Annotated in this window: 21 protein-coding genes; 17 read left to right on the forward strand and 4 right to left on the reverse strand. The window is 65.5% G+C overall.

Annotated elements, in window-relative coordinates; genetic code table 11:
- Positions 1-51: 51 nt before the first annotated feature.
- Positions 52-1239, reverse strand: coding sequence for a thiolase C-terminal domain-containing protein (locus tag ACPCXD_RS02370; RefSeq protein ID WP_277370359.1), 1188 nt, complete (start codon positions 1237-1239; stop codon positions 52-54).
- Between the two features lie 2 nt (positions 1240-1241).
- Complete coding sequence (locus tag ACPCXD_RS02375) at positions 1242-1670, reverse strand: Zn-ribbon domain-containing OB-fold protein (RefSeq protein ID WP_016933045.1); 429 nt, start codon at positions 1668-1670, stop codon at positions 1242-1244.
- Between the two features lie 339 nt (positions 1671-2009).
- Between ACPCXD_RS02375 and ACPCXD_RS02380 the strand changes: the two genes are divergently transcribed.
- Positions 2010-2621 carry a TRAP transporter small permease gene (locus tag ACPCXD_RS02380; protein ID WP_106201194.1) on the forward strand — a complete coding sequence of 204 codons (612 nt, stop codon included), beginning with the start codon at positions 2010-2012 and terminating at the stop codon, positions 2619-2621.
- A 37-nt stretch (positions 2622-2658) separates the two neighbouring features.
- Here ACPCXD_RS02380 and ACPCXD_RS02385 read toward each other — a convergent pair whose 3' ends face one another.
- A complete protein-coding gene (locus ACPCXD_RS02385) occupies positions 2659-2904 on the reverse strand; it encodes a hypothetical protein (RefSeq protein ID WP_277371881.1) in 246 nt (81 codons plus the stop codon).
- Here ACPCXD_RS02385 and ACPCXD_RS02390 point away from each other — a divergent pair.
- From ACPCXD_RS02390 to ACPCXD_RS02465, 16 genes are all read left to right on the forward strand, one after another.
- Positions 2849-4126, forward strand: a complete 1278-nt coding sequence (locus ACPCXD_RS02390; RefSeq protein WP_277371857.1) for a TRAP transporter large permease — start codon at positions 2849-2851, stop codon at positions 4124-4126. The genes ACPCXD_RS02385 and ACPCXD_RS02390 overlap by 56 nt on opposite strands.
- 207 nt (positions 4127-4333) lie before the next feature.
- Positions 4334-6694 carry a CaiB/BaiF CoA transferase family protein gene (locus ACPCXD_RS02395; protein WP_423658206.1) on the forward strand — a complete coding sequence of 787 codons (2361 nt, stop codon included), beginning with the start codon at positions 4334-4336 and terminating at the stop codon, positions 6692-6694.
- A gap of 67 nt (positions 6695-6761) precedes the next feature.
- A complete protein-coding gene (locus tag ACPCXD_RS02400) occupies positions 6762-7547 on the forward strand; it encodes an SDR family NAD(P)-dependent oxidoreductase (protein ID WP_016933966.1) in 786 nt (261 codons plus the stop codon).
- 69 nt (positions 7548-7616) lie between these two features.
- Positions 7617-8582 (forward strand): NADPH:quinone oxidoreductase family protein, encoded by a 966-nt coding sequence (locus ACPCXD_RS02405; protein WP_277370355.1) that lies wholly within the window; start codon positions 7617-7619, stop codon positions 8580-8582.
- A 118-nt stretch (positions 8583-8700) separates the two neighbouring features.
- A complete protein-coding gene (locus ACPCXD_RS02410) occupies positions 8701-8850 on the forward strand; it encodes a hypothetical protein (RefSeq protein WP_016933968.1) in 150 nt (49 codons plus the stop codon).
- A 43-nt stretch (positions 8851-8893) separates the two neighbouring features.
- Positions 8894-9034 carry a hypothetical protein gene (locus ACPCXD_RS02415; protein ID WP_016933969.1) on the forward strand — a complete coding sequence of 47 codons (141 nt, stop codon included), beginning with the start codon at positions 8894-8896 and terminating at the stop codon, positions 9032-9034.
- An 85-nt stretch (positions 9035-9119) separates the two neighbouring features.
- Positions 9120-11486, forward strand: coding sequence for a CaiB/BaiF CoA transferase family protein (locus tag ACPCXD_RS02420; RefSeq protein WP_423658209.1), 2367 nt, complete (start codon positions 9120-9122; stop codon positions 11484-11486).
- Positions 11487-11488: 2 nt separating this feature from the next.
- Positions 11489-12748, forward strand: a complete 1260-nt coding sequence (locus tag ACPCXD_RS02425) for an acyl-CoA dehydrogenase family protein (protein ID WP_037221872.1) — start codon at positions 11489-11491, stop codon at positions 12746-12748.
- A 38-nt stretch (positions 12749-12786) separates the two neighbouring features.
- Positions 12787-13890, forward strand: coding sequence for an acyl-CoA dehydrogenase family protein (locus ACPCXD_RS02430; protein ID WP_277370353.1), 1104 nt, complete (start codon positions 12787-12789; stop codon positions 13888-13890).
- A 22-nt stretch (positions 13891-13912) separates the two neighbouring features.
- A complete protein-coding gene (locus ACPCXD_RS02435) occupies positions 13913-14698 on the forward strand; it encodes an SDR family NAD(P)-dependent oxidoreductase (RefSeq protein WP_026002752.1) in 786 nt (261 codons plus the stop codon).
- A gap of 154 nt (positions 14699-14852) precedes the next feature.
- The gene (gene dctP / locus ACPCXD_RS02440; RefSeq protein ID WP_106201201.1) at positions 14853-16142 is read left to right on the forward strand and encodes a TRAP transporter substrate-binding protein DctP; all 1290 of its coding nucleotides are present in this window, start codon (positions 14853-14855) and stop codon (positions 16140-16142) included.
- Between the two features lie 33 nt (positions 16143-16175).
- Entirely contained in the window at positions 16176-17063 is an 888-nt protein-coding gene (locus ACPCXD_RS02445; protein WP_106201202.1) for a DUF6282 family protein, read from the forward strand.
- 31 nt (positions 17064-17094) lie between these two features.
- Positions 17095-17934 carry a mycofactocin-coupled SDR family oxidoreductase gene (locus ACPCXD_RS02450; protein WP_106201203.1) on the forward strand — a complete coding sequence of 280 codons (840 nt, stop codon included), beginning with the start codon at positions 17095-17097 and terminating at the stop codon, positions 17932-17934.
- A 20-nt stretch (positions 17935-17954) separates the two neighbouring features.
- Entirely contained in the window at positions 17955-18713 is a 759-nt protein-coding gene (locus ACPCXD_RS02455) for an SDR family NAD(P)-dependent oxidoreductase (protein ID WP_423658213.1), read from the forward strand.
- A 153-nt stretch (positions 18714-18866) separates the two neighbouring features.
- Positions 18867-20087 (forward strand): CaiB/BaiF CoA transferase family protein, encoded by a 1221-nt coding sequence (locus tag ACPCXD_RS02460; protein WP_423658215.1) that lies wholly within the window; start codon positions 18867-18869, stop codon positions 20085-20087.
- A 202-nt stretch (positions 20088-20289) separates the two neighbouring features.
- Entirely contained in the window at positions 20290-20565 is a 276-nt protein-coding gene (locus tag ACPCXD_RS02465) for a WhiB family transcriptional regulator (protein ID WP_271039183.1), read from the forward strand.
- Positions 20566-20570: 5 nt separating this feature from the next.
- Here ACPCXD_RS02465 and ACPCXD_RS02470 read toward each other — a convergent pair whose 3' ends face one another.
- Positions 20571-21263: an SDR family NAD(P)-dependent oxidoreductase gene (locus ACPCXD_RS02470; RefSeq protein WP_060650293.1), complete on the reverse strand. Its 693-nt coding sequence runs from the start codon at positions 21261-21263 to the stop codon at positions 20571-20573.
- Positions 21264-21426: the final 163 nt, after the last annotated feature.

Below are 21426 nucleotides of genomic sequence, written 5' to 3' on the forward strand. Positions count from 1 at the left end.
CGTTCCACGGGTGGGGCCGGAACCACGTGTTCCGGCCCCACCCGTGGTCGTTCAGCCGTCGGCGGAGATCACGAAGGCTGTCGACCCCGCCAGGCCGTTGGAGACGGTGACGACGGACCGCTTCGCGTCCGGAATCTGTCGCTCTCCGGCACGACCGGTCACCTGGTAGGCCGCTTCGGTCAGCTGGGTCATGCCGTGAAGTCGGCCTTCGGCGAGACAGCCACCACCGGTGTTGAGGGGGAGCTTGCCACTAGGGCGTGCGTTGCCGTCGTCGATGAAACCGGCGGCCTCGCCGTGACCGCAGAAGCCGAGGCCTTCGAGCCAGGTGTAGGTGAAGATCGAGAAGCCGTCGTAGAGCTGCGCGATGTCAATGTCGTCGCGGCCTACCCCGGCGGCGTTCCACAGCCGGTCGCCGGTGGTTTCGGCGCCGGCGAGGATGTCCTCCAACGTCATCGGGACGCCCGTGGCGCCGACGTGGTTGCTGGTGGCGTACCCGGAGATCAGCGCGGGCGGGTTGCGGAGGTCGCGCGCCCGGTCGGCGCGGGTGAGTACGACGGCCACGGCGCCGTCCACCGGTAGATCGCAGTCCAGCATGGTGATGGGGTCGGCGATCATGCGCGACGACAGATAGTCGTCGACGGTCAGTGTCTTACCGCGGAAGTATGCGTTCGGGTTCGCGTGCGCCCGTTCGCGGTTGTCGACGACGAAGCGCGCCAAAGATTCTCGTGTTGCGCCGGCGAGGTCGAGGTAGCGTTGTGCGACGGTGGCGGCCCAGCCGGCCGGCATCGAGAATCCGTAGGGTGCGAAGAACTGGTCCTTTCCGGCCGCGCGCGCGGAGCCGAAGTTCGAATAACGGCCTTGCGGCATGTGCAGTGCGCGGTAGAGCACGACGTGGGTGCATGCCCCGGCGACGAGCGCGTTGATCGCGTCGATGGCCGCGTGGGTGACCATGGGCATGGTGTTGCCGAGCCACGTGATGTTGTCACGGATCTTCAGGGCGCCCGCCAGGTGGCCGGGAGTGACGACGTCGATTCCGTCGCGGGTGCCCTTCTCTCCACCGTAGACCGGCATGGTGGGGGTGGTCGCGAGGCCGTCGACGTCGTCGCGGGTGAGTCCGGCGTCGGTGAGCGCGGCGTCGGTGGCTTCGACGGTCAAGGACAGGAGGGTGCGCGGGTTGCGCCGGATGAGTTCGGTGTAGCCGACGCCGGCGATGGCGACCTTGTCACGGTATTCCCACATGGTTACGCCTTCCTCGGTCGGAACTGGGGTACGACGTCGCCCGGAGCGAGCTCTTCGAAGGTCGCCTCCAGGGACATTCCGATGTGCACGTCCACCGGATCGGTGTCCACGAGGTTGGTCGTGACGAGCAGGCCGCTCTGTTCGTCGAGTTCGACGACGGCGACGACGTAGGGGAGACGGTCGGCGAATCCAGGGGCAGGGGCGTCGTGCATGACGGTGTAGGAGTACAGCGTTCCGCGGCCCGACACCGCCTCGAAGGTCAATTCGGCGGTGCCGCAGGTAGGGCAGGATTCCACCGGAAGGTGCAGGTAACGGCTGCAGGGAGTGCAGTATTGCACCGCGAGACGGTTATTACGTGCGGCCTGCCAGTACGCGGCGGTCGTGTCGTCGGCGAGGGGTAGGGGCTTCGGCGGAGTGTCGGGGGGTGTCATCGGACCTCGTTCGGGATTGACATCTATTGCAGATAATGGTGATCATCTATTGTGATTGTGTGACGCCGGTCTCGGCACGTCAAGTCGAGAAGACGTCAATCATTCGCAGGAACTCTTGACTCCGGGACAATTCAGGCGAATGATATGACTCAACCAAGTGACGCAGATCACGACGGAGGGGTGAGCAGTGGTGCATCGCAATCTCGATTCCGGGGTCCGGATCGAGGACGTCGACCCGGACCGGCTCGGTGCGGTACTCACTGCGCTTGCCCAGCTGCTCACCACCTGACATCGGCGTCCCCCACGTGCCTACCTTCCCCTCACACCAGCGGAGTTGACATGAGCGCATCCCCGAGCGCTTCGAAACGGCCCAGCCCGTTGCAGCTGCTCATCGAGATACCTGCCATCGTCGTGCTGTTCGTCATGATGATCCACGTGACCGCCAACGCGCTCACGCGTGCGTTCGCCTCCTCGCCTATCCCCAACACGCTCGAGATCACCCAGTACATCTATGTCCCGATCATCGCTCTGCTCGGCTTCATGGCCGCACAGAGCAGGGGCGAGCACATCGTGGCTGACCTTGTGGCGCAGTACTTCCCCAAGAACGTCAGACGCGCTGTGCTCGCCGGCGGTTACGCGATCGGTGTCGTGGTGTTCCTCGGCTTCGCATGGTTCGGGCTGCAGGAAGCCCTTCACGCGCGTGACATCGGCAAGACTGCAGGTGTTTCCACGGTGGTGGCGTGGCCCGTGTACTTCCTCGTCCCGATCGCTTTCGGTGTTCTGACAGTTCAATTCGCTCTCGCCGGAATTCGAGTACTGCGCGGCGCAGAAGACGCTGTCGACTCCGTCAAGGAAGCCGACGCCGAGGTTGCCCGTATTCAAGAGGAAGTCGCCGACGAGTTGGGTCTGCCCCCCACTACCTCACCCGCGCCGAGTTCGGAGAACCGATGACCACCACAACGACCGTCGACTCGCGCGACTCCGCGCCTCAACCACCACTGGTGGGGTCCAGCAACAAGTTCTCGACTCGGTCCTGGACGCTCTTCGGTGTCTTGATGCTGATGCTCGTGGGTTCTACGGCTGCGGTCTTCATGCCGCTGAAGCCTGTCGCGATCGGATGCGCGGCCCTCGTCATGATGGTGACCCTGCTCTTCCTCCGGGTGCCGGTGGCGCTGTCGATGCTCGTCCCGTCGTTCGCGGGGCTGTACGCCATGCGCGGTGAGCGGACGGTCACCAGTGCGCTGACAACGCTCCCTTACGACGAGGTGGCGAGCTGGACGCTCAGCGTCGTGCCGATGTTCGTGCTCATGGGTCTGCTGTTGTGGCGTTCCGGAATGACCGACACGCTCTACACCGCTGCGCGTCAGTGGCTGGGCTGGCTTCCGGGGGGATTGGCCGTCGGTACCAACATTGCCGGTTCCGGGCTTGCGGCGGTCAGCGGATCGACCACCGGTACCACCTACGCGCTCGGGCGTATCGGGATCCCCGAAATGCTCAAAGCAGGCTACGATCGGCGCCTCGCCGTCGGTGCGGTTCTGGTCGCGGGTCTGCCGGGGCAGCTGATTCCGCCGAGCATCCTCCTGGTCCTGTACGCAGGCATCGCCGAGGTTCCCGTCGGCAAGGCCCTTCTCGCGGGCATCGGACCGGGCATCCTGGTCTCGATCATGTTCTCGATCGCGATCATCCTGATCGCCGTGTTCGCCAAAGACTTTGCAGGGCCTAAGGAAAGCCGCGTCGCAGCCGCCGATGTCTCGTGGGGTATGCGGTTGAAGAGTCTCGCAGCGGTGTGGCCGATTCCTGTTCTGGTGCTGGTCATCATCGGCGGCATGTTCTCGGGTGTCTTCACCGCAACGGAAGCGGGCGCGGTCGCGGCGCTGTGTTCGGTCGGCATCGTGTTGATCTGGAAGCGTAAGACCGGCGGTGCCGGGCGCGCCCTTCTGGACGGCTCCATCGGCACTGTATCGACGGTCGGTGCTGTCTTCCTGCTGCTCGTCGGCGTCGAAGCGCTCTCTCGGATGATGACGCTGACCGGAATCAGCAACGGGTTCGCGGATCTCATCACGTCGATGGATCTCGGACGTATCGAGTTCCTGCTCCTGATGATGGTGGTCTACCTGTTGCTCGGGGCGTTCATGGATCCGCTCCCGATGATGGTGCTCACCGTCCCCATCCTGATTCCGACGCTCGAAAGCCTGGACATCTCGCTACTGTGGTTCGGTGCCTTCGTGGTGTTCATGGGGGAACTCGCGATTCTGTCGCCCCCGGTCGGTATTCTCGCGATGATCGTCCATTCGATCGTCAAGGACCCACAGGTGAACCTGGGTAAGAACATTCCGCTCAAGGATGTGTTCGTCGCTGCGGCATGGTTCCTGCCGATGGCGATCGTGGTGGTGCTGATCCTGATCTTCTTCCCGGAGATCTCGACGTTCCTGCCGGACAGGGCCAGCGGAGGGTAGGAGTTCGGACAGGCGCCCGGGCCCGCTGCGTCGGAAGTGATGCGATGCAGCGGGCCCTTGCGCGTTCTCGGAGGAAAGTCGTTAGCAAGGCTGGCTATCGTTCCATTCGGGAACTATCTTGAAATGCATTGCATCACAGCGAATTACAGCGTCTTTTTCCAAAGCCTGTGTATCGAGATCGATTCGTTCCATGAAAGGAAGACCGGCATGGGTGGTCCCCTCCAAGATTTGGTGGTCGTCGACGCGAGTTGGGGGATGCCGTCGGCCGTCGCAACGATGCTCCTGTCCGATTACGGAGCCACCGTCATCAAGGTCGAGCGTCCCGGTTCGAGCGACAAATCCGATCTTCGAAAGCTCCTCGACCGCGGAAAGTGGAGCGTCGAACTGGATCTCACGACCGATGAAGGTCGCGAGTCGCTTTTCGCTCTGCTCGGGAACGCCGACGTGTTCGTCGAATCCTTCGGTGCCGGTCGCGCCGACGCGATGGGTATCGGCTTCGATATCGTCGGTGCCCGCTACCCGGAACTGATCTACACGTCCGTCACCGGATACGGCGATGTCGGGCCGCTGGCCGAACGTCCCGGATACGAGGCACTTCTCAACGCTCGCCTCGGCCAGACCGCCGAACAGCGCGGCCACCGCGACGGTCCGATCTTCATGGGCCACCCCACCGTCTCGTACGGCACGGCCTTCCTGGCCACCATCGGAATTCTCTCGGCACTGCGGGCGCGCATGCGCACCGGCCGGGGCCAGCACGTGGATACCTCGCTGCTGGACGGAATGCTGACGATCTCCTCGATGAGCTGGTGGTGGAACGAGAAGGACATCTCCTATCTCGCGCGCAGCGGACCACACGCGGGCTTCGGTCGCACCCGGCTGATCACCGATCCGTTCCGCTGTGCCGACGGCGAATGGATCGTCCCCCACACCGGCGGCCCCGGCGCGTACAAGAGGCTCATGGACCTCCTCGGCTTCGGCGACATCACCCCGTCGATCGACGGGCCGGAGATGTCGGTTCCGCTCAGCGACGAGGAATACGAGATCGCGCGGGTCCGCGCGCCGGAGGTGTTCGCGACGAAACCCCGCGCGGAATGGCTCGATCTCCTGCACGCGGCCGACATCGCAGCCCTGCCCGTTCTACGGCCCGAGCAGACCCTCGACGATCCCCAGGTCACTCACGCCGATCTGGTCGTCGACCTCGAGGACGAGGACTACGGAACGGTGCGTGCGATCGGCCCCGTCATCCGCTTCGAGAAGACGCCGCCGGCCACACCGACACGCGCCCCGAAGCCCGGTGAGCACCGGGAGGCCGCGGCCTCGGTCCGCCGGGACGACCGCTGGACGGGAGCCGGAACCGGAGCTGTCCTCGGGTCTGCGCTGAACGGAATCCGCATCGTCGATTTCAGCTCCTTCTTCGCGACCGGATTCGGCGCGCGTCTGCTGTGCGATCAGGGTGCCGACGTCATCAAGGTCGAACCCCTCGTCGGCGACCAGATGAGGCCGCTCGGAGACCTCTACGAAGCGTCGCAGCGCGGCAAGCGCAACATCTCCATCGACCTGAGAACCCCGGAAGGCCAGGAGGTCGCGCGTCGGCTGGTCGCCGAGGCCGACGTCGTCATGGTCAACTACCGGCCGGGCAAGGCCGAGAAGATCGGCCTCGGTTACGAGCAGCTGAAGCAGATCAATCCCGACCTGATCTACGCGTATCTGCCCGGTTTCGGCTCGACCGGGCCGAAGTCGACGCTCAAGAGCTTTGCGCCGTTGCAATCGGCCCTGGTCGGTTTGCCGTTCATCGGTGCCGGTGAAGGAAACGAACCGATCCGCCGAGTTCTCGGCAATGAGGACCTCTACAACGGATTCCTCGGTGCGACAGCCGTTCTCCTCGCTTTGGCCCACCGCGAGGCGACTGGCGAAGGCCAGTACGTCGAGAGCCCCCAGCTGCATTCGAGTCTGTTCGTCCGCAGTGAGTTCGGCGTGGCGGCCGACGGCACTCCCGTCCGGGGACACACGCTCGACGCCGATCAGATGGGTGTGTCGCCGCTGTACCGCTTCTACCGGACGGCCGGCGACGGGTGGGTGATCATCGCCGTGCAGGGGCAGCGGAAGTTCGACGCGCTCGCCTGCACACTCGATGCACCCGAACTCACCGTCGATCCGCGGTTCGCGACCGAGGCCGCCCGCACCGCGCACGCCGGCGAACTCGCCGGCGTGCTCGAGGAACGTTTCGCACGGATGTCCGCGCAGGAGGCGTTCCGGAGACTCGACGACGCGGGTGTGCCGGTTGAGATTCCGTCCGAGCATCCGCTCATGCCCGAGATCCTCTGGGAAGAGTGGGCGGCGGAATCGGGCCGGGTCGTCGAGCACCATCATCCGGAATACGGCTGGTGCCGCGAGGTCGCCGTCACGGTGCGGATGTCGGACACCCCGGTGCGGTTTCGCGGACCGAGCGCGAGCCTCGGACAGCACACACGGGAGATCCTCACCGAACTCGGCTACGACGAGGCCACGATCGACCAGATGGAAACCGGGGTGTGCCGGACCGCGATGCCGGTGTCGAGCGCTACCTGAACCTCGGATGAGAAGAACGTTTCGACGCGGCGCCGCCCGGCGCCCGGTGCACAGAACAGGAGTGGAAATGTCGGGAGCAGGACGCCTCGCGGGGAAGACGGCCATCGTGACGGGAGGCGGTTCGGGTCTCGGCCGTGCCAGTGCCCTCCGGTTCGCGGAGGAAGGTGCTCGGGTGCTGGTGGCCGACCTGGATCGCATCGCTGCGCACGACTCCGTCGACGAGATCACCGCGAAGGGAGGGCAGGCGCTCGCGCTCGGCGTCGACGTCACGTCTGCGTCCGAGTGCGATGCGATGGTGGCGCGGGCGATCGAGGAATTCGGGCACGTCGACGTGATGTTCTCGAATGCCGGTATCACGGGTAACGGGTCGGCCGCCGAGATTACCGAAGAGCACTGGGATCGCGTCATCGCGGTCAATCTGAAGAGCGTGTGGTTGTGCGCCCGCGCGGTGCTGCCGCACATGATCGAGCGGGGCGGCGGTTCGATCATCAACCAGGCCAGCATGGCGGCGCTGATCGGTATCGACGGCATCTTCCCGTACACCGCCGCGAAGGGTGGGGTGACGGCGATGACCAAGCAGATGGCCGTGGCGTACGGGCCGGACAACATCCGCGTCAACGCTATCTGCCCGGGTACGATCCCCGGCCCGTTCGTGTACCAGTCCCGCACCGAACGCGAGGGCGCGCCCGAGGATCACGAGGCGAAGAACCGCGAAGTGGCGCAGCGGTTTCCGCTGAAACGCCTTGGAAATCCTGAGGACATCGCCAATATGGCGGTCTATCTGGCCAGTGACGAATCGAACTGGACGACGGGTGGCATCTTCGCCGTCGACGGTGGCCGCAGCGCAATGTGAGCACTTCCCCCGGTGGTCCCGAACCTCTCTGCAGGTTCGGGACCGCTGTCGTATTCGAGAGGAGAGTCGATGAAGGCTGTCGTGGTGTCCGAAACGAACGGGCCCGAGGGTATGGAGTTGCGTGAGGTTCCCGAGCCCGACCATTCGGGGAAGGTTCTGATCGATGTGGCCGCGACGGGGGTGTCGTTCCCGGACCTGCTGATGACGCGAGGTGAGTACCAGCTGCGCCCGGAACTGCCGTTCGTCTCCGGTGCGGAGGTCGCCGGGACCGTCCTGGCGGCTCCGAGTGGAGCGGCGTGTGCGGTGGGGGACCGGGTGATGGCCGTGACCACTCTGGGCGGCTTCGCGGAACGGGTGGCGATCGATCCGTCACGGGTATTGCCGCTGCCGCCCGAGCTGTCGTTCGCCGAGGGGGCGGCCATGGTCATGAACTACCTGACGGCGGAGTTCGCGCTGTCCACCCGCGCGGTCCTGCGGGCGGGGGAGACGGTCGTGGTGCTCGGTGCCGGCGGAGGAATCGGGGCCGCTGCCATCCAGATCGCTCGCAGTGGGGGTGCGCGCGTGATCGCCGTCGTCCGTCGCGCCGGCATGGAGCAGCACCTGCACACTCTGGGCGCCGATCACGTGGTGGCGCTCGGCGAGGGATGGACACATCGGGTGGCCGAGTGTGCTGGCGGGGTCGGTGTGGATGTCGTCGTCGACCCTGTAGGCGGCCCGGTGTTCGACGAGGCGCTTCGGGTGCTCTCCCCCGGCGGCCGGTTTCTGGTGATCGGGTTCGCAGCGGGGAGCATCCCGACGGTGAAGGTGAACCGTCTGCTGCTGCGCAACATCTCAGTGGCGGGCGTGGCATTCGGCGCGTGGGTCGGCGGACGTCCGGATGAACTGCACCGACTGAACGATTCCCTTCGGGAGCATGTGCGGCGAGGGTTGCGCCCGAGCGTGGGGGAGAGTTACGAGCTGGCCGAGGTTCCGGCTGCGCTGTCTGCGCTGGCAGAGGGACGTGTACGTGGGAAGGCGGTCGTGGTCCAGAAATAGATACGCGGAAAACCCTTGTCTTAATCTATGAACATCATTATAGTGAACTATGTAACGTTCAGCCCGAAGAGCGGCAATCGCTCACGTTCCGGGCTCGCCACACCTCGAAGGAGCGGACATGAGTTCCGACGTCACCGAAGGCACCGAAGCTGCAACCGGAAACCGGCTGCGCTGCAACACCTGTGGATCGGAAGCCATCATCACCCGAGCTGGGGGATCGGCCCTGACCTGCTGCGGCGTCCCCCTCGAGATCACCTTCGGCGGATGACGGCCGACCGGCACACCACCCCACCATCACTTCAGGAGTCCACATGAACCAGGTCGGCAAGCGTTACACGTGCACCACCTGCGACACCCAGATCATCTGCGTGAAGAAGGGCGAGGGGCAGTTCACCTGTCACGGTGCCCCCATGGAACTCGTCACGGCGAAGCCGCTGCCTTCGTCCGACTGACATGTGACCGGCTCGCCCGAGCCGAACCGCCGTACCGAGACAGAGCTGCGCACGGCGCGGCACCGTGCGACAGAAGGAGCGTGCAATGGCTGGTCCACTCGACGGACTCGTAGTGATCGATGCGAGCTGGGGCATGCCCACGGCCATCTCGACGATGATGCTGGCGGACTACGGCGCGCGCGTCGTCAAGATCGAACGCCCCGGTGGAGGACCCGACGGTCGGTCCAACGTCCGCAAGACCACCGACCGCGGCAAATGGAGCGTCGAGGCCGACGTCCACACCGAAGAAGGCCGGGCCGTCGTTCGTGGATTGCTCGCCCACGCCGACGTGTTCGTCGAGTCGTTCGGAACCGGCCGGGTGGAGACACTCGGCCTCGGCTACGACGAGCTGCACGCCGAATTCCCTGAACTCGTCTACGTGTCGGTGACCGGATACGGCACCACAGGCCCCCATGCCTCGCGACCGGGATACGAGGCGCTCCTCAACGCCCGCCTCGGACAGATGGCCGAACAGACCGGCCACCGTGAAGGCCCGATCTTCATGGGTCACCCCACCGTCTCGTACGGCACCGCCTTCATCACCACAATCGGAATCCTGTCTGCACTGCGTGCCCGCAAGTTCAACGGCACCGGACAGAAACTCGACACGTCCCTGCTCGACGGCATGCTCGCCATCTCGTCCATGAACTGGTGGTGGAACGAGAAGGACATCTCCTACCTGGCCCGCAGCGGCACCCAGAAGGGATTCGGCAACAAGCGGCTGATCACCGACCCGTTCGAATGCGCCGACGGCAAATGGCTGATCCCGCACACCGGAGGCCCCGGCGCTTACAAGCGAATGATGGACCTGCTCGGCTTCGGGGACAAGACCCGGACGATCGACGGACCCGAGATGGCGATCCCGCTCGACGACGTCGAACTCGACATCGCCCGCAACCAGGTGCCCGAAGCCTTCAAGCAACGCACGCGGGACGAATGGCTCGAGTTGCTGCACGCCGCCGACATCGCCGCCTTGCCCCTCAACCGGCCCGAGGACGTCTTCGAGGACGATCAGGTCCGTCACGCCGGCATCGCCATCGAACTGCCCGACGCCGACCACGGAACGATCCGCCAGATCGGCCCGGTCATCCGTTTCGAGAAGTCCGTACCAGCAATGCCGACGCCCGCTCCCACGGTTGGTGAGCACACCGCCCGCGCCGGAGAGATCACGCGTAGCGCGCTGTGGGCACCGAAGCCCGACCGTGGCGCCGCCGTGTCGACACCCCTGCAGGGTGTGAAGATCCTCGACTTCAGCTCGTACTTCGCCACCGGATTCGGTGCCCGGCTGCTCTCCGACCTCGGTGCAGACGTGATCAAGGTCGAGCCGCTCATCGGCGACCAGATGCGTCCGCTCGGAGACCTCTTCGAAGGCGCCAACCGCGGCAAGCGCAACATCGCCCTCGACCTTCGGACCCCCGAAGGTCAGGAGATCGCGCACCGGCTGGTCGCCGAGGCCGATGTCGTGATGCACAACTACCGTCCGGGCAAAGCCGAGAAGATCGGCCTCGGCTACGAGCAGCTCAAGCAGGTCAACCCCGAGCTCGTCTACGCCTACCTGCCCGGATTCGGTTCCAGCGGACCGAAATCCGGACTCAAGTCCTTCGCGCCCCTCGTCTCGGGCATGGTCGGCCTCAACTTCGAAGGCGCCGGCAAGGGCAATGCCCCGATCCGGCGCGTCATCGGAAACGAAGACCTCTACAACGGCTTCCTCGGCGCCGTGACCGTCCTGCTGGCGCTGCATCACCATCTCAACACCGGCGAAGCGCAGTACGTCGAGAGCCCCCAGCTGCACTCGAGCCTGTTCGTGGTCGGGGAACACTCCGCGACCCTCGACGGACGGGCGGTCCCTGCCCACGAACTCGACACCGACCAGACGGGCTGGTCGCCCCTCTACCGGCTCTACCGTACCGCCGACGGCTGGATCACCATCGCCGTGTTCGGCGGCGCGGCCTTCCGTCGTCTGGCAGAGGCCCTCGACCGGCCCGCGCTGGCCACCGACCCCAGATTCCGCACCCACCACGACCGCCAGGACAACGCGGAGGCGCTCACCGACATCCTGTCGGAAGCATTCGCCGGGCTCGACAGTGCAGCCGCCTACAAGCTGCTCGACGAGAACGACGTGCCTGCCGAAATCCCGCTCGACTACCCGATCATGCCGGAGCTGCTGTGGGAGGAATGGGCTCTCGAATCGGGCCGCGTCGTCGAACATCATCACGCCGAGTACGGCTGGTGCAGGGAGGTCGGCATGGTTATGCACCTGTCCGACACCCCCGGCCGTTTCAAGGGCGGTAGCCCCGCCCTCGGTGAACACTCCGCCCGAATCCTGGCCGAACTCGGGTACAGCCCCGAGGAGGTCGACGCACTCATGGCGTCCGTGTGTGCGCTGCCCACGGCCGCAGCGAAGGAAGACTGATCATGGACATCACCTATCCGAAGGAAGCCGAGGAGTATCGGACATCCCTCCGGGCACTCCTCGAGTCGAACCTCCCGGACGATTGGAAGGGAATCGGATCGCTTCCCGACGCCGAACAGGAGGAGTTTCTCCGCTCGTGGCGAAAGGTGCTCTACGACAACGATCTCCTCGCAGTCTCGCTGCCCCGTGAATACGGTGGTGGTGGGCTCTCCGATCTCGAGCAGGTCGTGCTCAACGAGGAACTGATGCGTCTCGGCGTGCCTGAGGGCACGGAGAACGACACGCTCGGTATCAAGCTGCTGTGCAACACCCTGGCCGTTCTGGGCACCGAGGAACAGAAGGCATACTTCATCCCTCGCACCCTGACCGGGGAGATCGTCTGGTGCCAGGGGTACTCCGAACCCGAAGCCGGCTCGGATCTCGCCGGCATGCGCACGCGCGCCGTGCTCGACGGTGACGAGTGGGTCATCAACGGCCAGAAGACGTGGACATCCGCCGGCAGCAACGCCAACTGGATCTTCGCGATCTGCCGTACCGACCCCACCGTCGCAAAGCACAAGGGACTGTCGTTCCTGCTCGTTCCGATGGATCAGCCCGGCGTCGAAGTCCGCCCGATTCTCAATGCTGCCGGTTACACCGCCTTCAACGAGGTGTTCTTCACCGATGCACGTACCGCTGCCGAGAACGTCCTCGGTGAGGTGAACGGTGGATGGCACACGGCCAACACGCTTCTCGGATTCGAGCGGGGCGTGCGGGCGACGACCGACGCTGTGCGTTTCGGTCGCGAGGTGGACCGCCTGATCGAACTTGCGCGCGAGCGCGGATTGACGGACGACCCGCACATCCGCAGCGAACTCGCCTGGTGCTGGCAGCGTGTGCAGACGATGCGCTTCCGGGGATACCGGGCGCTGACGAAACTTCTCGAAGGGGGCCGGCCCGGCACCGATGGTTCGTTCTCGAAGATCTACTGGGCGGAATTCTTCCAGCGTTACACCGAGATCGGACTCGAGATCCTCGGACTCGAGGCGTTGACCCCCGAGGGGCAGGGCAACAACGGCATTCTCGTGACCCCCCAACCCGGCACCGAGAACTCATCGCGTTGCTGGGACGACATCGCCCTCTACGCGCGCGCAGCCACGATCTACGGCGGCAGCTCCCAGATCCAGCGCAACATCATCGGTGAACAGTTGCTGGGACTTCCCCGGGAACCACGGCTCGACAGTGGGCCGTTCCAGGACATCGGGCGTCGCAAGAGCGCCTGACCTCAGCTCTCGCCGCCAGGCGGCAGAACGGAACCAACGTGTACTTCGAATTCGACGAGGATCAAGAGGAATTCCGGGCGTCGTTGCGACGGCTCCTGGCCGAACGCGCACCGATGACCCGGGTCCGGGAGATCGCTTCGGTCCGCGGATACGACGAGGCGACATGGCAGTTGCTCACCCGCGACATGGGAGTTCCCGGACTCCACATCTCCGAAGACCTCGGCGGAGGCGGCTTCAGCTTCCTCGAAACAGCCTTGGTGGCACAGGAACTGGGGCGCGCACTGACGCCGGTTCCGTTCGTCACGGTGATCGGAGCCATGGAGGCGATCTGCAGGCTCGGATCGGCCGAGCAGCGCGAGCGGCTCGTTCCGTGCCTGGCGAACGGGAGCGTCATCGGCGCTCTGGCCCTGCCCGGTAACCGGGAACTCGAGGCCGATGCCGCGACAGTGCGTGCATCGGGCGACGGTAGCGCCGTGCGGCTCACCGGCCGGCTCGACTACGTGGCGTTCGGTCACATCGCCGACCTGCTCGTGGTGCCTGCGCTCGGTCCCGATGGGGATGCCGTCGGGCTGTACGTGGTCGAGTCGTCCGCGGCCGGTGTGGAGGTCGAGGTGCGCGAGTCGCTGGACCTGACTCGGCCGCTCGCCACCGTCGTGCTCTCGGACGTGGCTGCGCAGCCGCTCGGGGCTGATCGGGACCGGATCGGGAGGGTCGTCGACATCGTTCGGATCCTTCTCGGCAACGAGGCGGTCGGTGCTTCGCAGGCCACCCTCGACATGGCGGTCGAGTACGCAAAACAGCGCGTGCAGTTCAACAGGCCGATCGGGTCGTTCCAGGCGATCAAGCACAAGTGCGCCGACATGGCCATCGCGATCGATTCGGCCGAGGCGACGGTGATGTACGCGTCGATGTGCGCAGCCGACGATTCCGCGGATCTGCGGGCAGCAGCTCTGATGGCCAAGGCGCAAGGCTCCGAATGTCTCACGCTGTGCGCGTCGCAGAACATCCAGGTGCACGGTGGTATCGGCTTCACGTGGGAGGCCGACCCGCACCTGTACTTCCGCCGCGCGAAGGCGATAGAGCCGCTCTTCGGAAATGCGTTGCACCACAACAGGATGCTGGCCGACGTCGTCGGTATCTGAGATTTCGAACGGAGTCGGAACGATGACGACAACGATGCGTCGCCTGGACGGTGAGGTAGCTCTGGTGACCGGGGGAGGGTCCGGGATCGGGGCGGCGTCGGTCCTGCGATTGGCTCAGGAGGGTGCGGCGGTCGCCGTGATCGACGTGCACGGGGACGCGGCCGAGGCGACGGCCGCGGCGGTGCGCGACAGCGGTGGTAGCGCCGTCGCGTTCGCCGCGGACGTACGGGACGACGCGGCGATGGACGACATCGTTGCGCAGGCGGTGTCGCAGCTCGGTGAGATCGGTGTGGTGTTCACGGCCGCCGGCGTCAGCGGTGCGCGTCTCGACAGCCACGAGGTCTCCCGTGAGGATTGGTACGGCGTGCTCGACATCAATCTCTCGGGCACGTTCTTCACCATTCGAAGTGCTCTTCCGTCCCTGCTGCGACGCGGTGGTGGATCGATCGTGACCTGCGGGTCGACCTCGTCGTTCGTCGCGACTCAGGGCGGTCTGGCTCCGTACCGTGCGTCCAAGGGCGGGGTCAAGATGCTGACCCAGACCCTGGCGGTGGAGTATGCGCCGCACGGTATCCGGGTCAACAGTGTGTGCCCGGGCGCGGTGCGTACGAATCTGAGCAGTAATACGGCGGCGATCGTTCCCACGACCGGTACGGTGCGGAATCCGTCGAAGCCGCTGAGCGTTCCGCTGGGGCGCTACGGGGAGCCCGAGGAGATCGCGTCGGTCGTCGCATTCCTCGCGTCTTCCGATGCGTCCTACGTAACCGGACAGGCGATTCTCGTAGACGGTGGAGTCACTGCGGGATAACGCAGCGCGGTGGTCTTTTCGTCGTCGGCTCCGAGCCTTGACACGCCAATAATTCAGGCGCATGATTAGCATATAGCCGTGAGGTGAATCACTCCGGCCGAGGTGACAATCGGCAGCGGCACGTTCTCGCGGTCATCCCGATGAAGGAGTCTCAGTGACAATATTCTCCAAGGCGCGCGTGATCCCCCGCGCCGGTGTCCTCGTAGCAGCGAGCGCGCTCCTGCTGGCCGGCTGCGCGGAATCGTCCTCCGGCGGCGCCGGAGGCAACGGCGGCGGCGAGGGCGTCGAGTACGGCGCGACCATGGAGCAGTATCAGGCAGCATTCGAAGACGTGGACCCCATCGTCCTGAACACCCAGTCGCCCAGCACGAAGGGGTCCACCGGCGGAGCATTCCTCGACGCCTACACCCAGGCCGTCGAAGAATGGTCCGGCGGCAAGATCACCTTCGACATCGCGTATTCCGACGCCATCGCGAAGTCCACCGAGATCGACAATGCGGTGGTCGACGGTCGCCTCGATATCGGCCAGGTTCTCGCGGTCTACGAGCCGCAGGAATTCCCGGCAACGTCCGCCCTGCTCGACGCCAGCGTCCTGTCGGATCAGAGCGTTGTGACCGGCGCGCTCCAGTCCAACGCGTGGCCCGCAGAAGTTGCCCTCTCGACCCCGGAAATCGTCTCGGAATTCGAGAACAAGGGCCTCAAGCTCATGCTCCCCGCCTACAACGCCGGAATGAACGCGCTGTTCTGCTCCGAGCCCAGAACGTCGCTGCCCGACTACGCGGGCCGCAGCGTCTCGGTCGGTAGCACCGCAGGCAACCAGCAGGTGTCGGCACTGGGATCGACCCCGACCTCGGTTGCATACACCGAGGCGTACGAAGCGCTCCAGCGTGGCGTCATCGACTGCTCGATGCTCAGCCCTGCCGCAGCGCAGATCGGTGGCATCATCGAGGTTGCTCCACAGACGGTCATCGATCCCGATGCGGGCCTTGCGGTTCCGACCGGCAACATGGTGATGAACCTCGACGTGTGGGAGTCGCTGCCGCTCGTCGCGCAGCAGCTGATGTGGGATCGCCTCGACGCCTTCGTCACCGGCAGCATCCAGGGCAAGATCTGGCCCGTGACCGTCGAATCCGTTCGTGAGATCCAGCAGTACGGCGGCACGATCAAGCCGTTCGACGACGACGCACGTAAGTCGGTGCAGGATGCCAACAATCGAATCGTCGATGCGATCGCCGGCAACACCGGTATCGACGACGGTGATGCCTTCGTGACCACCATCCGTGAGAGCGCGGACAAGTGGAGCGCCATCGTCGAAGAACTCGGATACACCAACGAGACCGACTACAACGGCTTCGCCGACTGGTACAGCCCCGAGAAGCTCGACATCGAGCCGTACGTCCAGCGGGTCTACGAGGAGATCTTCCTCCAGTACCGCCCGTCCTGACCGAATCCGCGAGCCGAGACCGAAGGAAGTCGTATGAGCGAACGCCACTCGGGCACAGCGCCTGTCGCGCTCGACGGTGCCATCGACATGCATTGTCACTTCGGGCCCGAACCGCTCGTGGAGATGGCCGCCAAGGCTCCCCACAGCGTCGACCCCGTCGAAGCTGCACGGGAGGCCGCGCAACACGGAATGCGTGGACTGGTGCTCAAGGCGCACGAGTTCCCCTCCACCGTGGCCGCGCACCTCGCCAACGCGGCTGTGCCGGAAGTGCAGTCGATCGCCGGCATCTGTCTCGACCATCCGGTGGGAGGATTGAACCCGCACGCCGTCGAATGTGCGCTGCGTGCGGGAGCGAAGGTGGTGTGGCTGCCCACGCTGTCTTCACAACAGGATGCTCCCGCCAAGGTCAAGGCCTTCTTCGGGGAGAAGGAGGAGGGCATCCACGTCGTCGACGCAGACGGTGAACTCGTGCCGGAAGTACGTACGATTCTCGACCTGATCTCCGAATACGACGCGGTGCTGGCAACCGGTCACATCTCCACCGCCGAACACTTCGCCGTGGCCCGCACCTACGCGAGTCGCGGACGCGTGCTGGTTACGCACGCCATGCACGCCACGACCGGCCCGCGCCTGACCGAGCAGGAGGTCGTCGAACTCGCCGACCTCGGTGCGAGCATCGAATTCGCTGCGCACACGTGCATGGGGGAGCCGTCGACCTTCTCGAACGTGATCTCGGCGCTGCGCCGACTCGACCCCGGCCGGGTCGTGCTGTCCACGGACTACGGCTGGAGCACGAAGATCCCGCATCCCGCGGCAGGGCTGCACTCCTACGTCAACGCCCTGTGGGACGAGGGGATCGAGGAAACCGACCTGCGCGTGATGACGTGCGACAACCCCGCGAGGCTATTGGGCCTGGCGTGACAAGTTTCGACCGTACGAAGGAAGCTCTCCGATGACCGACACACAAGGACGGGTGGCCGGAAAGGTCGCCTTCATCACCGGTGCCGCACGTGGCCAAGGCCGTTCGCACGCAATACGGCTCGCGCGGGAAGGCGCCGACATCTACGCCACCGACGCGTGCGAGGACATCGCGTCGCTGACCTACGGCATGGCCACCGAAGCAGATCTCGCCGAAACCGCCCGGCTGGTCGAGGAGACCGGCCGTCGCATCATCACACGCAAGGTCGACGTCCGCGATCAGGCCGGTCTGGACGCTGCCGCCGCCGACTGCGTCGAGCAGTTCGGCCGCATCGACATCGTCAGCGCGAACGCGGGTGTCTGCGGCTGTCGCCCCACCGTCGAACTGACGGAGGACGAATGGCAGGACATGATCGATGTCAACCTCACCGGAGTGTGGAAGACGACCAAGGCGGTCATTCCGCAGATGCTGCTCACCGGCGGCGGGTCCATCGTGCTGACGAGTTCGGTCGTCACGTACAACGGTTCACGTAATGTGGGGCATTACAACGCATCCAAGCACGGTGTTGTCGGTCTCATGCAGACGCTCGCTGCGGAGTACGGCGGACAGGGTATCCGCGTCAACGCGGTACATCCCGGCAATGTGGGGACCGACATGCTGTTCAGTGAATCGACCCTGCGGGTCTTCTGCCCGGACCTGGAGAACCCGACCATCGAGGATCTGCGCGAGCGGGCCCGCGGCCGCAACGTCATGGACACGGCATGGGTCGAACCCGAGGACATCACCAACGCAGTGCTGTGGCTGGCGTCGGAGGAGGCCCGGTACGTCACGGGCATCTCGATTCCGGTCGACTGCGGTCTCCGTATCAGCTGATCAGCCGGAAGGAAACAGGTATGGGTGCACGCAACGAGGGACGTAAGGTTCTGGTCACCGGTGGTGCCGGCGGTATCGGTGCGGCAGCGGTCCGCCGCCTCGTCGAGGAAGGTGCTGCGGTCGCCATCCTCGACCTGGACGGTGCTGCGGCCGAAGCCCTCGCCGGAGAACTCCGCCGGTCGGGAGCTGTCGCGGTCGGGGTTGCCGCGGATGTATCCGATCCCGATTCCGTCGGACCGGCCGTCGACGACGCTGCGGCACAGCTCGGTGGCCTCGACGGAGTCGTGACATGTGCCGGCATCGCGAAGTCGGCGCTCGTCCACGAGATGACCGTGGAGGACTGGCATGCGGTCGTGGGAGTCAATCTCACCGGCTCGTTCCTCTCGGTGCGTGCTGCATTGCCGCACATGTTGAATGCTCCGCGGTCGTCTGTGGTGACGATCGGATCCGTTGCCTCCGTCATCTCCGCGAACACCAACACCTGCAGCTACGATGCGTCGAAGTCGGGTGTCCTCGGGTTGACGCGGTCGATCGCAGTCGGTTACGCCGACCGCGGGGTGCGGGCCAATGCATTGTGTCCGGGCGTTGTGGACACCCCGCTCGCTCGGAAAGCGCGCCAGGAAGGTGGCGTCACGAGTACCGCTCTGGCACAGACACCGTTGAAGCGCCGCGCGGAGGTCGAGGAGATGGCGACGATCATCGGTTTCCTCATTTCCGACGAATCCTCGTATATGACGGGTTCGACCGTCTCGGCGGACGGTGGCCTGACAGCGCAGTAACAGCAATCCGTCTGGTCACAGGGAGATACCGACCGAAGGCGTACCTCGGCCGTGTCCGACCCCACCGAAGCATCGATCCGGTCGCGGAGTCCTCGCCTGGTAGACATACAGCGACGCCGGATGGGGAACCGCGAACGCGAAAGGAACACCAGGGTGACGAGCGACGGAACCACTCGGAGCGAGGTGGAGGTTTCTGCCGGCCTGCCGTTGGAGGGCACCACCGTGGTGAGCCTCGAGCAGGCGGTCGCCGCGCCCCTCGCGACGCGCCACCTCGCGGATCTCGGTGCCCGGGTCGTCAAGGTCGAACGCGTCGGAGACGGCGACTTCGCCCGCGCCTACGACAGCGCTGTGCAGGGACTGGCCGCCCACTTCGTGTGGCTCAACCGCGGCAAGGAATCCTTCGCCGTGGACCTCAAGTCGCCCGAGGGCATCGACGCGGTGAAGAAGCTGATCCGCGGCGCCGACGTCTTCCTGCAGAATCTCGCACCCGGCGCGGTGGAGCGTCTCGAACTCGGTGCCGACGACCTGCGTGCCGACCACCCGGAACTGGTGGTGGTCAACATGTCGGGATACGGAACCGATGGACCGATGCGCGACCGCAAGGCCTACGACATGCTCGTGCAGTCCGAGACCGGCCTGTGCTCGATCACCGGCACGCCCGAGACGGCGGTGAAGACGGGCATCCCCACCTCGGACATCGCCGCGGGCATGTACGCGCTCACCTCGATCCAGGCGGCGCTGCTGCGCCGGCACCGCACCGGCGTCGGCGCAACGATCGACGTGTCGATGTTCGACGCGACCGCCGAATGGCTCGGCTACCCGATGTACCTGCAGATGTACCAGGGACGCCAGGTGCCGCGGATGGGTCTGTCGCACACCTCGATCGCGCCGTACGACAAGTACCCCACCTCGGACGGCGAGATTCTCATCGGCGTGCAGAACGACCGGGGCTGGCGCACGCTCACCGATGTGCTCGGCATGCCCGAACTGGGCGACGATCCGCGCTACGCCACCAATCTCGAGCGGGTGCGTCGCCGCGAGGAGGTCGATGCGCTGGTCGGGCAGGCCACCAAGCAGTTCACGAGCGCAGAGCTCGACGAGAAACTCGCCGACGCCGGTGTGCCGGCTGCGCAACTGCGGGATCTGCGCGGACTCATCGAACACCCCCAGCTCGCGACCCGCGACCGCTGGCGTGAGGTGCAGACCGAGGCGGGCCCGGTGCTTGGCATCCTGCCGCCGATGAACTTCCGCGACGTCGAACTGCCGATGGGTGCGGTTCCGGGTCTCGGTCAGCACACCGACACGGTGCTCGCCGATCTCGGGCTCACCGACGAGCAGATCGCGGGCCTGAAGAAGGCCGGCATCGTCAGCTGATCCGCCCTGTTCCGTCCGCTCATCAAATGTGCGGCCATAGCGTCCGGTGCTTATAGGTATCCGAAGTGACCGGCATCGTCGATTCTGATGGATTCGTGCTGCTCAGCGATTGACGATCCCCGCCGGGTACCGAAAAATGGCCGTACAAATACTCGTTCGACGAGTGCGGGTCCGCGATGGCCCGATGGGCAAGGAGGCGGCGATGTACGGATCCGGCGACCGTGACTGGGTGGTCGCGGCGCGGTGCCGCGGGGTGGACACGTCGATGTTCTTCCCTCAGCCCGAGGACGGCCGCGGTGCGGTGCTCCGGGCCGAGCGGCAGGCGAAGGAGGTCTGTCGCTCCTGCCCGGTGATCGACGCGTGTCGAGCGCACGCCTTGCGTACCGGAGAGACGCACGGCGTGTGGGGCGGCATGAACTACGCCGAACGGCGAGCGTTCGAACGCTCGATGAAACTCGGTCGCCTCCAGTCGGCCTGACGCGGTCAGCCGACGTTGGTGACGGGGATCAGACCGCCGGTGATGGAGGCGCCCGCATCGGAGATCAGGAACTCGATGACCTTCGCGATGTCGGCCGGCTTCGACCAGCGGCTCGTGTCGGCGTCGGGCATCGCGGCGCGGTTGGCAGGGGTGTCGATGACGACCGGTAGCAGCGCGTTGACGCGGATGTGATCGTCGCGGTACTCGAGCGCCATCGTCTCGACCAGCGCCGACACCGCCGCCTTGGAGGCGATGTAGGAGGCGCCGCCCGGGAATGGGTTGAGCGTCGCGGCGGTGGAGATGCAGACGATCGATCCACCACCGCGGCGGATCAGGTGGGGCAGCGCCGCCTGGCTGACGGAATAGGCGGTGCGCAGATTGAGGTCGAGCTGGGAGTCGAGCACCTCGATCGGGGTCTCGTGCATCCGAGGTCCGGAGGTGAAGCCGCCGACGAGGTTGACGACGCCGAAGAGGGGAGCGTCGGGGTCGTCGCACGCCAGGTTCAGGGCGTCCTCGAGCTGCTGCTCGTCGGACAGGTCGGCCTGGACGAGCTGGAGGTTCGGATGCGTGCCCACGCGCTCGAGCTCGTCACGGACCAGCCACGGCACCACGACCCGCCATCCGGTGTCGAGGAGATGTTTCGTCACGGCGCTGCCGAGGCCGCCGGTGCCACCACTGACCAATACGGTGCGAGCCATCTGCCTGTATCCCTTTCGAGCGAGCCGTCTGCCGTGCTCCGATCGTCCGCCGGTGCACGAGAGGAACGATACCGCAAAACGGAAATGATGTTCTCATTTTTTTCGGTGGTTGGGACGGATGGTCCCTGAGCTGCGGCGACGGGTGGATGTGCTGCCTGCCGAA

It is taken from the genome of Rhodococcus sp. AB351 (assembly GCF_049538275.1).
GTDB lineage: Bacteria > Actinomycetota > Actinomycetes > Mycobacteriales > Mycobacteriaceae > Rhodococcus.

Bases quoted from the DNA above. Each gene is read 5' to 3' on its own strand.
- ACPCXD_RS02370 (WP_277370359.1), bottom strand. From the start codon at position 1,239: ATGTGGGAATACCGTGACAAGGTCGCCATCGCCGGCGTCGGCTACACC.
- ACPCXD_RS02375 (WP_016933045.1), bottom strand. From the start codon at position 1,670: ATGACACCCCCCGACACTCCGCCGAAGCCCCTACCCCTCGCCGACGAC.
- ACPCXD_RS02380 (WP_106201194.1), top strand. From the start codon at position 2,010: ATGAGCGCATCCCCGAGCGCTTCGAAACGGCCCAGCCCGTTGCAGCTG.
- ACPCXD_RS02390 (WP_277371857.1), top strand. From the start codon at position 2,849: ATGCTCGTCCCGTCGTTCGCGGGGCTGTACGCCATGCGCGGTGAGCGG.
- ACPCXD_RS02395 (WP_423658206.1), top strand. From the start codon at position 4,334: ATGGGTGGTCCCCTCCAAGATTTGGTGGTCGTCGACGCGAGTTGGGGG.
- ACPCXD_RS02400 (WP_016933966.1), top strand. From the start codon at position 6,762: ATGTCGGGAGCAGGACGCCTCGCGGGGAAGACGGCCATCGTGACGGGA.
- ACPCXD_RS02405 (WP_277370355.1), top strand. From the start codon at position 7,617: ATGAAGGCTGTCGTGGTGTCCGAAACGAACGGGCCCGAGGGTATGGAG.
- ACPCXD_RS02410 (WP_016933968.1), top strand. From the start codon at position 8,701: ATGAGTTCCGACGTCACCGAAGGCACCGAAGCTGCAACCGGAAACCGG.
- ACPCXD_RS02415 (WP_016933969.1), top strand. From the start codon at position 8,894: ATGAACCAGGTCGGCAAGCGTTACACGTGCACCACCTGCGACACCCAG.
- ACPCXD_RS02420 (WP_423658209.1), top strand. From the start codon at position 9,120: ATGGCTGGTCCACTCGACGGACTCGTAGTGATCGATGCGAGCTGGGGC.
- ACPCXD_RS02425 (WP_037221872.1), top strand. From the start codon at position 11,489: ATGGACATCACCTATCCGAAGGAAGCCGAGGAGTATCGGACATCCCTC.
- ACPCXD_RS02435 (WP_026002752.1), top strand. From the start codon at position 13,913: ATGACGACAACGATGCGTCGCCTGGACGGTGAGGTAGCTCTGGTGACC.
- ACPCXD_RS02445 (WP_106201202.1), top strand. From the start codon at position 16,176: ATGAGCGAACGCCACTCGGGCACAGCGCCTGTCGCGCTCGACGGTGCC.
- ACPCXD_RS02450 (WP_106201203.1), top strand. From the start codon at position 17,095: ATGACCGACACACAAGGACGGGTGGCCGGAAAGGTCGCCTTCATCACC.
- ACPCXD_RS02455 (WP_423658213.1), top strand. From the start codon at position 17,955: ATGGGTGCACGCAACGAGGGACGTAAGGTTCTGGTCACCGGTGGTGCC.
- ACPCXD_RS02465 (WP_271039183.1), top strand. From the start codon at position 20,290: ATGTACGGATCCGGCGACCGTGACTGGGTGGTCGCGGCGCGGTGCCGC.
- ACPCXD_RS02470 (WP_060650293.1), bottom strand. From the start codon at position 21,263: ATGGCTCGCACCGTATTGGTCAGTGGTGGCACCGGCGGCCTCGGCAGC.